Origin of the sequence: Pseudomonas sp. ok272, assembly GCF_900109995.1 — a bacterium.
GTDB lineage: Bacteria > Pseudomonadota > Gammaproteobacteria > Pseudomonadales > Pseudomonadaceae > Aquipseudomonas.
In genome coordinates, this window is sequence record NZ_FOCB01000009.1 from 167,448 (window position 1) to 178,868 (window position 11,421).

10 protein-coding genes are annotated in these 11,421 nt (G+C 60.3%); 5 read left to right on the top strand and 5 right to left on the bottom strand.

The window, feature by feature from the left end; all coding sequences use genetic code 11:
- Nucleotides 1-57: 57 nt before the first annotated feature.
- Nucleotides 58-849 carry a crotonase/enoyl-CoA hydratase family protein gene (locus tag BMW74_RS14970; RefSeq protein WP_093422139.1) on the bottom strand — a complete coding sequence of 264 codons (792 nt, stop codon included), beginning with the start codon at nucleotides 847-849 and terminating at the stop codon, nucleotides 58-60.
- 421 nt (nucleotides 850-1,270) lie between these two features.
- On the opposite strand from BMW74_RS14970, the gene BMW74_RS14980 reads away from it, so the two are divergent.
- Complete coding sequence (locus BMW74_RS14980; protein WP_093422143.1) at nucleotides 1,271-2,944, top strand: DEAD/DEAH box helicase; 1,674 nt, start codon at nucleotides 1,271-1,273, stop codon at nucleotides 2,942-2,944.
- Between the two features lie 175 nt (nucleotides 2,945-3,119).
- On the opposite strand, the gene BMW74_RS14985 is transcribed toward BMW74_RS14980, so the two are convergent.
- A complete protein-coding gene (locus BMW74_RS14985; RefSeq protein WP_093422146.1) occupies nucleotides 3,120-3,887 on the bottom strand; it encodes a DODA-type extradiol aromatic ring-opening family dioxygenase in 768 nt (255 codons plus the stop codon).
- A gap of 102 nt (nucleotides 3,888-3,989) precedes the next feature.
- Between BMW74_RS14985 and BMW74_RS14990 the strand changes: the two genes are divergently transcribed.
- Nucleotides 3,990-4,646 (top strand): thiopurine S-methyltransferase, encoded by a 657-nt coding sequence (locus BMW74_RS14990; RefSeq protein WP_093422149.1) that lies wholly within the window; start codon nucleotides 3,990-3,992, stop codon nucleotides 4,644-4,646.
- A gap of 56 nt (nucleotides 4,647-4,702) precedes the next feature.
- Here the strand turns inward: BMW74_RS14990 and htpX are convergent, their stop codons facing one another.
- A complete protein-coding gene (htpX, locus tag BMW74_RS14995) occupies nucleotides 4,703-5,590 on the bottom strand; it encodes a protease HtpX (RefSeq protein WP_093422153.1) in 888 nt (295 codons plus the stop codon).
- Nucleotides 5,591-5,903: 313 nt separating this feature from the next.
- Nucleotides 5,904-7,115 (bottom strand): pyridoxal phosphate-dependent aminotransferase, encoded by a 1,212-nt coding sequence (locus BMW74_RS15000; protein WP_093422156.1) that lies wholly within the window; start codon nucleotides 7,113-7,115, stop codon nucleotides 5,904-5,906.
- A 214-nt stretch (nucleotides 7,116-7,329) separates the two neighbouring features.
- On the opposite strand from BMW74_RS15000, the gene msrB reads away from it, so the two are divergent.
- The 3 genes from msrB to BMW74_RS15015 all read left to right on the top strand — a co-directional run bounded on the left by msrB (nucleotide 7,330) and on the right by BMW74_RS15015 (nucleotide 8,823).
- Entirely contained in the window at nucleotides 7,330-7,725 is a 396-nt protein-coding gene (gene msrB / locus BMW74_RS15005) for a peptide-methionine (R)-S-oxide reductase MsrB (protein WP_093422160.1), read from the top strand.
- Nucleotides 7,726-7,879: 154 nt separating this feature from the next.
- Complete coding sequence (locus BMW74_RS15010) at nucleotides 7,880-8,365, top strand: glutathione peroxidase (RefSeq protein ID WP_093422163.1); 486 nt, start codon at nucleotides 7,880-7,882, stop codon at nucleotides 8,363-8,365.
- Entirely contained in the window at nucleotides 8,362-8,823 is a 462-nt protein-coding gene (locus BMW74_RS15015) for a MarR family winged helix-turn-helix transcriptional regulator (RefSeq protein ID WP_093422168.1), read from the top strand. The genes BMW74_RS15010 and BMW74_RS15015 overlap by 4 nt, the downstream gene beginning before the upstream one ends.
- Nucleotides 8,824-8,963: 140 nt before the next feature.
- Here BMW74_RS15015 and BMW74_RS15020 read toward each other — a convergent pair whose 3' ends face one another.
- On the bottom strand, nucleotides 8,964-11,291 hold the full coding sequence (locus tag BMW74_RS15020; RefSeq protein WP_093422173.1) for a response regulator: 2,328 nt from the start codon (nucleotides 11,289-11,291) through the stop codon (nucleotides 8,964-8,966).
- Nucleotides 11,292-11,421 lie beyond the last annotated feature (130 nt).

The window sequence follows — 11,421 nt, forward strand, 5'->3', positions numbered from 1 at the left end:
GGATTGGGAGCGCGGTAGATCCTGTGTGGGAGCGAGCCTGCTCGCGATGGTTTCCAGCTAGAGACCTTTGAATACCCCGGAGCGCCGCTCAATCAGTGATCGCACGCCTTCCTTCGCATCTTCACTGCCCAGGATCGTCTTGACCAGGGCCGGTAGCGCCAATGCCGCCGCGGCCTCACCTTCGACGTGCGCCTGGCGGGCCGATTGCAAGGTGGCCTGAACCCCCAGCGGGGCCTGGCGCGCGATGCGTTGAGCCAATTCGATGGCGCGAGGCAGCAGGTCCTCGCTGGCCATGACCTCTTGCACCAGGCCCAGGCGCAGTGCTTCGTGGGCGTCGAATTCGTCGCCGGTCAGCAACCAACGCATGGCATTGCCCCATCCGGCCACCTGGGGCAGGCGCAAGGTGGCACCGCCAAAGGGGAAAAGTCCTCGTTGCACCTCCATCTGGGCGAAGCGGGTGTTGCTGGCGCACAGGTTGATATCGGCGGCCAACATCAATTCAATGCCGATGGTCATGCAGTAGCCTTGGGCGGCAACAATCACCGGTTTGTTGACCCGGGCGCCGGCGAACACGCCCCACGGATCGCAGCCGCCACTGGGAATCTGCCAGCCCTGGGCCAAAGCGGTGCTGGCGTTGGCCAGGTCCAGGCCTGCGGTAAAGTGCTCGCCATGGGCAAAGACCACGGCCACCCGTGCTTCGTCATCGGCTTCGAAGTCGCCGTAGGCCAGGCTAAGGGCATTGAGCAGGTCCAGGTCAAACGCATTGCGCTTGGCCACCCGGTCCAACCCCAGCAGCAGTACATGACCACGTTTTTCTTGGCTGACACGACTGCAACCGGCTTGATTCATGGGTAAATCCTCGGGCGGGGAAGGGGCTCTCGGACCAATGGTCGACGGCTGCAAGATGAACCGTTTAAGCTCGATGACCAACGGGGCCGGGCCTTTGCAAAATAGACCGTTGTACGATTATCCGCAAAGCCTGTGACGCTCCTGTGTCCGTTGGCGTTTTCCGATAAAAAAACCTCCCTTTTTTGGCGAATTCCGGTATAGTGCGCGCCGGCCTTTAGCCGGGCCGCGTTTAGGCAGAGCAATTCCCCGAAGCCAGCTTCGGCTGCACGTCCGCAAAGCGGACTCTTCCTTGACGATTCTTTTCATTCATTCGTTTTCGCAAATCCCCGCCGACAAAGCTGCCAGGGCGACTCTTGAGTCTCAACACGGCACGCGCAGCTTTGGAGCATGGGTCTTTGCGGATGCACTTAGAGGCAGACCCATGACCCAGGAAACCGGCGGCTTCGCCGCTTTTAATCTTAATCCGAACATTCTTGCAGCCGTCATCGCGACTGGCTACGAAGAGCCTTCGGCTATTCAGCAGCAATCGATCCCGATCATCATGGCCGGTCACGACATGATTGGTCAGGCGCAAACCGGTACGGGTAAAACCGCCGCGTTCGCCCTGCCGATCCTGCATCGCATCGATCCTGCAAAGCGCGAGCCGCAAGCCCTGATCCTGGCGCCAACCCGCGAGTTGGCGCTGCAAGTTGCAACTGCTTTCGAAACCTACGCCAAGCAAATGCCAGGTGTAACGGTTGTGGCTGTCTACGGCGGCGCGCCGATGGGCCCACAATTGAAAGCAATCCGTAATGGCGCACAGATCGTTGTCGCCACTCCGGGCCGTCTGTGCGACCACCTGCGTCGCGACGAAAAAGTACTGGCGACCGTGAACCACCTGGTTCTCGACGAAGCCGACGAAATGCTCAAGCTGGGCTTCATGGACGACCTGGAAGTTATCTTCAAGGCCTTGCCACCGACCCGCCAGACCGTATTGTTCTCGGCCACCTTGCCGCAATCGATCCGTGCCATTGCCGAACGCCACCTGCGCGATCCGCAACACGTAAAGATCCAGACCAAGACCCAGACCGTTACTGCGATCGAACAGGCTCACCTGTTGGTTCACGCTGACCAGAAGACTTCGGCTGTATTGAGCCTGCTGGAAGTGGAAGACTTCGACGCCCTGATCATGTTCGTGCGCACCAAGCAAGCGACCCTGGACCTGGCCAGTGCCCTGGAAGCCAAAGGCTACAAAGCCGCTGCGCTGAACGGTGACATCGCCCAGAACCAACGTGAGCGTGTGATCGAATCCCTCAAGGATGGCCGTCTGGACATCGTTGTGGCGACTGACGTTGCTGCTCGTGGCCTGGACGTTCCGCGTATCACTCACGTGTTCAACGTTGATATGCCATACGATCCGGAATCCTACGTTCACCGTATCGGCCGTACCGGTCGTGCGGGCCGTGAAGGTCGTGCGCTGTTGCTGGTGACGCCGCGTGAGCGCCGCATGCTGCAAGTGATCGAGCGTGTCACCGGTCAGAAGGTTGCTGAAGTTCGCCTGCCAGACGCCCAAGCTGTTCTGGATGCGCGCATCAAGAAACTGACCAACAGCCTGTCGCCACTGGTAGCCGATGCCGAATCGACCCACGGTGACCTGCTGGATCGCCTGACCGCCGATATCGGTTGCACGCCGCGTGCACTGGCTGCAGCCCTGCTGCGCAAGGCTACCAACGGTCAAGCACTGACCCTGGCCGCTATCGAGAAAGAGCGTCCATTGGTGCCGAACAATGCACCGCGTGGCGATCGTCCAGAGCGTTCCGGTGATCGTCCGGACCGTGGTGATCGTGAGCGTCGTGCGCCGGTCCCATTGGCCGAAGGTCGTGCTCGTTGCCGTACCGCGCTGGGTGCGCGTGATGGTATCGCTGCCAAGAACCTGCTGGGCGCCATCCTGAACGAAGGTGGCCTGGCTCGCGAAGCAATCGGTCGCATCCAGGTGCGTGACAGCTTCTCCCTGGTGGAGCTGCCGGAAGATGGTCTGGAGAAACTTCTGACCAAGCTGAAGGACACCCGTGTTGCCGGTAAGCAGCTGAAGCTGCGTCGTTACCGCGAAGATTGATCCGCCCTTGGGCTGATTGATCGACCATAAAAAATCCCCGACTGGTTCGGGGATTTTTTATGCCTGGTGTTTTGTGCGGGGTTGCCCGCTATCGCGAGCAGGTTCGCCCCCGCGTTTTATCTGCCGCACCTGTGGGAGCGAGCCTGCTCGCGATAGGGGTGATTCGGCGTGCCGGTCAGCCAAACCGGTAGATGTCCATTCCCAACGCACCGAGGGTGAACCCTTGGTGGGCGATGCTGAACGCACCACCGGCGCCACGGGCGAAGTACAGCGGCAGGAGGTGCTCGTCGCTGGGGTGGCTACGCTCCGCGTACGGCGCTTGCTGGCGATAGGCGTGCAGCGCGGCCTCATCGTTTGCCGCGAGCTTGTCGATCATCCAGTCGCGAAACGCCTTGGCCCAGGGTTCGACGCTTTCCGGGCCAGCGTGCCAGTCCAGCTCGCGCAGGTTGTGGGTGATGCTGCCCGAGCCGATCAGCAGGACGCCCTGTTCGCGCAGGCTGGACAACGCTCGGCCAATGCGGGTTTGCAAGGCCGGACCTTGGCGGCTTGGCAGTGAGACGTGCACCACGGGGATGTTCGCGTGCGGATACATCAGCGACAGCGGCACCCAGACACCATGGTCGAAGGGGCGCTGCTCATCCAGTTGTGCGGGCAAGTCGGCAGCCTTGAGCAACTCGACCACCTGCGCCGCGAGCTGCGGTTGACCGGGGGCAGGGTATTGCACGGCAAACAGTGCGGCGGGGAAGCCGCCGAAGTCATGCCAGGTGTCTGGGTGCTCGCCGCTGCTGACACGCAGGTCTTGGCTCTCCCAGTGCGCGGACACAATCACAATCGCCTTGGGCGTTGGCAGCTCGCTGGCCAGGCGCGCCAGCGCCGGTCCACTGGCGCCGGGTTCCAGTGCCAGCATGGGTGAGCCGTGAGAGATAAACAGGCTGGGAAACATGGATGCGCTCCTGAGCGTTAAGATGGCTCATCTTCAATCAGGTCAACGATCTAAATCTAATATTAGTTTTAGCGCATATTGATCGAATTTTTAGGATGACTTATGCAACCGCAGTTTTGGCAAAAGCGCTGGGAACTCAATCAGATCGGGTTCCACCAAGCCGATGTGAACCCCTATTTACAGCGTTACTGGCCAGGATTGGCGCTGCAGGACGAGGCGCGGGTGCTGGTGCCCCTGTGTGGGAAAAGTCTCGACCTCGTGTGGCTGGTGGGGCAGGGCTATCGCGTCCTGGGTGTCGAGCTGTCGGAAAAGGCGGTGGGGGAGTTTTTCGCAGAGCACCAACTGACGCCGATCATCACTGAGCGCGGTGTGTTCAAGGTCTACGCTGCGGGCCCGATTGAATTGTGGTGTGGTGACTTCTTTGCTTTGGCGGCCGAAGACGTGGCCGACTGTACGTCGCTCTACGACCGTGCGGCGTTGATTGCCTTGCCACCTGAGATGCGTGAGCGATACGTCGCGCACCTGCTACGGATTCTATCCCCGGCTTGCGCAGGCCTGTTGATCACCCTGGACTACGACCAGACGCAGTTGGATGGGCCACCGTTTTGTGTGACGGATCAAGAGGTCCAGGCGTTGCTCAGCGCTCGCTGGCAGCTCGAGGTGCTCGAGGTGCGAGATATCCTGGCTGAGAGTGGGAAGTTTCTCAAAGGCGGTGTAACGCGCCTTGAAGAGCGGGTCTATCGGTTGGGCCGGGCGTAATCCAGGCAAAAAAAGGGGCGACTGCAGTCGCCCCTTCTTGTTTGTTGCCGTTGCGCTTAACCGCGACGACGCAGCGCTTCGATACGCTCTTCCAGTGGCGGGTGGCTCATGAACATGCGAGCGAACCCTTGCTTGATGCCACCGTTGATGCCGAAGGCGTTCAAGGTGTCCGGCATGTGCACCGGCAAGCCTTGTTCCGAGCGCAGGCGTTGCAGGGCGCCGATCATGGCGGCAGTACCGGCCAGGCGAGCACCGGCTTCGTCTGCGCGGAATTCGCGTTTGCGCGAGAACCACATGACGATCGAGCTGGCCAGGAAGCCCAGTACCAGTTCGGCGAAGATGGTCGCGATGTAGTAGGCAATGCCCTGGCCTTCTTCGTTCTTGAAGATCACCTTGTCGACAAAATTACCGATGATCCGCGCAAAGAACATCACGAAGGTGTTCACCACGCCTTGCACCAGTGCCAGCGTGACCATGTCGCCGTTGGCAACGTGGCCGATCTCGTGGGCCAGCACGGCTTTCACTTCGTCAGGCGAGAAGCGTTCGAGCAGGCCCTGGCTGACCGCGACCAGTGCGTCGTTCTTGTTCCAGCCGGTGGCGAAGGCGTTGGCCTCGTAGGCTGGGAAAATCCCGACTTCAGGCATCTTGATCCCGGCTTCGCGGGACAGTTGCTCGACGGTCTGCAGCAGCCATTGTTCATGGCGAGTGCGCGGCTGGCTGATGATTTGGGTGCTGGTGCTCATCTTCGCCATCCACTTGGAGATGAACAGCGAGAAAATCGAGCCGGCGAAACCAAAGACCGCACAGAAGATCAGCAGCTGATTGAGGTTCAGATCAACCCCATTGGCCGCCATGAACCCGTTGAAGCCGAAAAGGCTCAGGGTGATGCTGGCAATCAGCACGACCGCCAGGTTAGTGGCCAAAAACAGCAGGATGCGCATCATGGTTGTAGAAATCTCCTCAAGCTAAATATGTCGCGTACTGCGGGGTATATAAGGTGCCACACCGGGCTATTCAACCGGGTGACTATTTCAAACTGTGTCCTACAGCAAAATTGTAGATGCTTGCAGGACATTTCCGAGAGTGATCGAACCGACTCTCAAGCCGATTGTGCATTCGCAGTGCCCGTCATTGCTGGGGCTGATGCGTTGTCATGCACAACCTGGGGCGTTGCGGCTGCGTGCGTGATGAAGAATTCGTAATGTGTTGCTGAATGGATCGCCGAAGACCTGTGCAAGGCCTTCGGCGCACCAGCGGTTACTGGCGATAGGACTTGAGGAAGTGGCCAATCCGGCCGATGGCCATCTCCAGGTCGTCGATCCGCGGCAGGGTGACCACGCGGAAGTGGTCCGGCCATGGCCAGTTGAAGGCCGTGCCCTGGACCACCAGCAGTTTTTCCGAGAGCAGCAGGTCAAGCACGAACTTCTCATCGTTGAGGATCGGGCATACCTTCGGGTCAATCCGCGGGAAAGCGTACAGCGCTCCCATCGGCTTCACGCAGCTGACGCCCGGAATGTCGTTGAGCAACTCCCAGGTGCGGTTGCGTTGTTCCAGCAGGCGGCCTTGTGGCAGGACCAGGTCATTGATGCTCTGGTAGCCGCCCAGCGCAGTCTGGATCGCGTGTTGGCTTGGCACGTTGGCACACAGGCGCATGTTGGCCAGCATGTCGATGCCTTCGATGTAACTCTGGGCGTGTTGCTTGGGGCCGGAAATGGCGATCCAGCCGGAGCGAAAGCCGGCCACCCGATAGGACTTGGACAGGCCGTTGAAGGTCAGGCACAGCAGGTCCGGTGCCAGGGACGCGGTGCAAATGTGCACGGCATCGTCGTACAGGATCTTGTCGTAGATCTCGTCGGAGAACACCACCAGGTTGTGTTGGCGCGCCAGTTCGAGCATGCCCAGCAGCACTTCGCGCGAATACACCGCCCCGGTCGGGTTGTTCGGGTTGATGATCACCAGCGCTTTGGTGTTTGGGGTGATCTTGGCCTTGATGTCGGCCAGGTCCGGGAACCAGTTGGCTTGTTCATCACACAGGTAGTGCACCGGGTTGCCACCCGACAGGCTCACGGCCGCGGTCCACAGCGGGTAGTCGGGTGCCGGCACCAGGACTTCGTCGCCGTTGTTGAGCAGGGCCTGCATCGACATCACGATCAGCTCGGAAACGCCGTTGCCCAGGTAGATGTCCTCGATGCCGACGCCTTCGACCTGCTTCTGCTGGTAGTACTGCATGACGGCCTTGCGCGCACTGAACAGGCCCTTGGAGTCGCTGTAGCCCTGGGCGGTCGGCAAGTTGCGGATCACGTCCTGGAGGATTTCATCGGGGGCTTCGAAACCAAAGGGCGCCGGGTTGCCGATGTTCAGCTTGAGGATGCGATGGCCTTCCTCTTCCAGGCGTTTGGCGTGCTTGAGCACTGGGCCGCGAATGTCATAACAGACGTTGGCGAGCTTGTTCGATTTGCTGACCTGCATGGCGATGTGTTCCCGAAAATGAACGATCCAGACGCTTAGAACTACCGTACTGTGAATCCTGCGTTCCGACACAAGCCAGGCGCGCGCATCAAAATCCGTTTGAGTGCGTGTACCGCGACTGCCAGACTGGCGTCCGAACGAGGCGCAATCATACGTGCCGCCTGATCCGTGGAAAAGGTACAGATCGGGCTTTTTCAGTTGCCGAGGTGAGACGATGGAAAAGATGGAAAAAACCCTGGAAGAATGGCGTTCGATGCTCGACCCGGAGCAGTACAACGTGTGCCGCCTGAAGGGCACCGAGCGTCCGTTTTCCGGCAAGTACAACGGGACGAAGACCGAGGGTGTCTATCATTGCGTTTGCTGCAACGAGCCACTGTTCGATTCAACCGCCAAGTTTGACTCAGGCTGCGGCTGGCCGAGCTTCTACGCGCCCATCGGCGAGAGTGCGATGGTCGAGATTCGGGATGTCAGCCACGGCATGATCCGCACCGAGGTGGTCTGCGCCAAATGTGATGCGCACCTGGGGCATGTGTTCCCGGACGGCCCACCGCCCACCGGTTTGCGCTACTGCATCAACTCGGTCTGCCTGGACCTGGTCCCGCGCGAGTAGTACCAGCCTTTTAGGAGTGCGCTGGCAGGCGAAGGGGCCGTCGCCGGCCAGCGCGGCTGCTGAGGAGTGGGTAACAATCCAGGCAATTAAATTGCACGCAATCTAATTGCTCGCTATGGTTATCTGCACTTCCCCCTCATTTGGAGCCACCCCCATGAGCGACAACCTGCTGAGCATTCCCTGCACCACCATCACGGGTGAGCAAAAGACCCTGGCCGACTACGCTGGCAAGGCGGTGTTGGTGGTCAACACCGCCAGCAAATGTGGCTTCACGCCACAGTACAAAGGGCTGGAAGCGTTGTGGCAGACCTACAAGGATCAAGGCTTGGTGGTGCTGGGCTTTCCCTGCAATCAGTTCGGCAAGCAGGAGCCGGGTAACGAAGGGGCGATTTCCGAGTTCTGTGAGTTGAACTTTGGCGTGAGTTTTCCACTGTTCAAGAAGATCGACGTCAACGGTAGCGATGCCCACCCGCTGTTCGTTCAACTGAAAAAGCGGGCCCCGGGGGTATTGGGTTCCCAGGGCATCAAGTGGAACTTCACCAAGTTCCTGATCGGTCGCGACGGTACGTTGGTCAAGCGCTTCGCCCCGGCCACCAAGCCCGAGGACCTGACGTCCGAGATTGAAGCCTTGCTCAAATGAATGACTTCTCCGCCGATTCGCTGGCGCTCGACAGTCAGCTCTGCTTCAAGTTGTACGCAGCCTCCCGTGCGGTGATCCGCGGCTATAAGCCGATGCTGGATCAATTGGGCCTGACCTACCCGCAATACCTGGTGATGCTGGTGTTGTGGGAATGGCAGCAGCGTGCGCCCGAGCAGCCGACGGTCAAGGCCCTGGGCGAGCGGTTGTCGCTGGATTCCGGCACGCTCACGCCACTGCTCAAGCGCCTTGAGCAATTACAACTGGTCCAACGCCAGCGCTCGGCCCGTGATGAGCGTGAAGTTCACTTGAGCCTGGCCCCCGCAGGGCTGGCGTTGCGTGAGCAGGTAGGCCCGTTGAAGGCGCGACTGTTGTGTGACAGCGGCGCCGATCTGCGCCACTTGAGCGAATTGCGTACCGGTCTTGACCAGTTGCTGGGGCAGATCAAGGCCCTTTCCTAGTGTCCTGTCTTGGAAATACGTTACCTTTTTGACGAGCATCTGTTGCTGCCAGGCAAGGCGCCGCGACGAGTCATAGCAGGGCTATGGCGAGGAGTGGCAACGCAGCATGGCGGCGACAGGTGCCGTCAAAAGGGAACAGCTTATTTCCGAGACAGGACACTAGCGGGTACCCACAAGTCCAGCAAGGCCGCCAGTTCTTCACGGCGAAACGGCTTGGCCAGGTAGTCGCTCATGCCCGCCGCCCGGCAGCGCTCGCGCTCTTCGGGCATGGCGTTGGCGGTCAGTGCGACAATCGGCAGGTCCGGCCAGCGACCGCTACGGCGGATGTGCCGGCTGGCCTCATAACCGTCCATGACCGGCATGTTGCAGTCCATCAACACCAGGTCAAAGTGATTCAACTCCAACTGGTCGAGGGCTTCGCCGCCGTGGGCGGCGACCATCACCTCGCAGCCCAGCTTGCCGAGCATCCCTTTGGCCACCAGTTGATTGACTGGGTTGTCTTCCACCAGAAGAATTCGCGCCCGGCGTTGGGGCGACAGGTGTGGCAGGTGTCCCGTGCTATCCACGGGCCCGTCGGCTTGCACGATGCGTCGCAGTGTCTGGTAGAGCGCATTGCGCGCCAGTGGACGCGCCAACTGTTGCAGGGGGGCCAGGGCGGTGGTCTGTTCGCTGGGCAGGAAGTTGCCATAGGCGGTGACGAGCAGGATAGGCGCGCTGAAGGTCGGTCGCAGGCCGAACAGGCATTCCGGGCAGTCGGTGATCAGCACATCAGGCTCAAGCCCGATCAGTGAGTCATCGATGGTGCGCTGCAGATAGTCCAGACCCCAGCCGGGAAGCAGGCTGCCGAGCAATTCGCCCAGGCCACTGCCAGGCGTGGTGATCGCCACGATCCGTCCCTGAAGCGGGGCGGGCATCACCGCCGGTGTGTGGGTCGGCAAGGGCAGGTCGGCGCAGAACTGGCTGCCGAACCCGGACTCCGAATGGATACTCAAGCGACCCTGCATGACGTTGCACAGGTTGAAGGTCAGGGCCAATCCGAGCCCGGTGCCGCCAAACTGGCGGGTGATGCCGGCTCCGGCCTGAGTAAAGGGTTGGAAAATCTTTACCTGGGCATCCTCGGCAATGCCGATCCCGGTGTCGCACACTTCAATCCGCACACCCTCGCCATTGGCACTCAGGCGCACGTCTACCCGACCAAAGCGGGTGAATTTGAGGGCGTTGGACAACAGGTTGCTGACGATTTGCCGCACCCGGGTCGGGTCGCCCAGCACCATGGCCGGAAACTGTGGGTCGATCAGGCAGGTCAACTCGACGCTGGGGGCGGCGTTTTGCGAGAGCAGGTTGGCCGTGTCCTCGACCAATGAGCCGAGATCGAAGGGGATGTGTTCGAGTTCCATGTGCCCGGCATCGAACTTCGACAGGTCGAGGATATCGTTGAGCAGGTCAACCAGGACCTTGCCGGAGTCATGGGCGATCGACAGTTGTTGGCGCTGCTCGGCGGTCAACGGGCTGTCCAGGGACAGGGCGATCATCCCCAGCAGACCGTTGAGTGGCGTGCGGATTTCGTGACTCATGTTGGCCAGGAACTCGGCGCGCGCCTGGGCCATGTCCATGGCGGTCTTGCGCGCGTGTTCCAGTTCTTCGTTAGAGGCCGTCAGGCAGCGGTTGCTGGCTTTGAGTTCGGCGGTCCGCGAGGAGACCATGATTTCCAACTGCTCCAGGTAGTCGGTCAGGCGGTTCTCGGCGCGGCGTCGCTGTTGGATTTCGGTGGTCATGTTTTCGAACTGCTGGTTGGCGACCTGGACCAGTACGCCGATTTCGTCGTGCTCGTGCGCCGCCGGGCATTCCAGTGGTGGCTGCTGCGCGCTGTGGGGGGCTCGCCCGCTCAGTTCGCGGATGATCCGTACCAGCGGCTGGGTCAGCATTACGTAGAAACACGCCAGCAGAATCGCACTGAGTATCAGGCTTCGGGCAAAGCCGCTGATCAAGGTGACCTCTGCCCGACGTAGGAAGCGACTGCCGAACGCGTAGGTGTCGACACTCAGTTGCAGTGTCCCCAGGGTCTCATCGGGCGAGTGCTCCAGGAACAGGCGGTCGTTGAAATGTCGATTGGCGCCAAACAGGAAGTCACTGATGACCCGGTAGGCGCTTTGTGATTCGGGGCGCGATACGTTGGCCAGGACCGTATCGTTGTTGTCGATTAACGTCGCACCGATCACGGCGGGCGAGCGCAACAGGCCGAGGGTCAGTTCCTGGGCCAGTTCTGCATCGATGTTGTAGGCGATCCGTGAGGCAGGGCTGTGGCTGATTTCCAGTAGCGAGCGTATTTCCTGATTGATGGATGCGTCTTCGCTGGCATAATCGATGCCTATTTGCAGCAGGCTGAGCAGTGTTCCCAGAATAAAACCCACCAGCACGGTGAGCCTGGCTTGTTTGAAAGACAGGCGGTTGGTGAGCTTGATATCCATCGGATGCTGGACCACGTTTGTTTCCCTTCTGGGCGAAGCATAGCTGAACATGACCGGTTATCGGTCGAGGCTAAGGGGCCATTATCCTGATTGGGCTGCTCTTGCGCTGCGTATCCTTTTCTATCGTCAT

What these genes read in the sequence shown, in the direction of transcription:
- msrB (WP_093422160.1), top strand. Translation starts at nt 7,330, where the DNA reads ATGGAAAAGATGGAAAAAACCCTGGAAGAATGGCGTTCGATGCTCGAC.
- BMW74_RS15015 (WP_093422168.1), top strand. Translation starts at nt 8,362, where the DNA reads ATGAATGACTTCTCCGCCGATTCGCTGGCGCTCGACAGTCAGCTCTGC.
- BMW74_RS15000 (WP_093422156.1), bottom strand. Translation starts at nt 7,115, where the DNA reads ATGCAGGTCAGCAAATCGAACAAGCTCGCCAACGTCTGTTATGACATT.
- BMW74_RS14970 (WP_093422139.1), bottom strand. Translation starts at nt 849, where the DNA reads ATGAATCAAGCCGGTTGCAGTCGTGTCAGCCAAGAAAAACGTGGTCAT.
- BMW74_RS15010 (WP_093422163.1), top strand. Translation starts at nt 7,880, where the DNA reads ATGAGCGACAACCTGCTGAGCATTCCCTGCACCACCATCACGGGTGAG.
- BMW74_RS14985 (WP_093422146.1), bottom strand. Translation starts at nt 3,887, where the DNA reads ATGTTTCCCAGCCTGTTTATCTCTCACGGCTCACCCATGCTGGCACTG.
- BMW74_RS14980 (WP_093422143.1), top strand. Translation starts at nt 1,271, where the DNA reads ATGACCCAGGAAACCGGCGGCTTCGCCGCTTTTAATCTTAATCCGAAC.
- BMW74_RS15020 (WP_093422173.1), bottom strand. Translation starts at nt 11,291, where the DNA reads ATGGATATCAAGCTCACCAACCGCCTGTCTTTCAAACAAGCCAGGCTC.
- htpX (WP_093422153.1), bottom strand. Translation starts at nt 5,590, where the DNA reads ATGATGCGCATCCTGCTGTTTTTGGCCACTAACCTGGCGGTCGTGCTG.
- BMW74_RS14990 (WP_093422149.1), top strand. Translation starts at nt 3,990, where the DNA reads ATGCAACCGCAGTTTTGGCAAAAGCGCTGGGAACTCAATCAGATCGGG.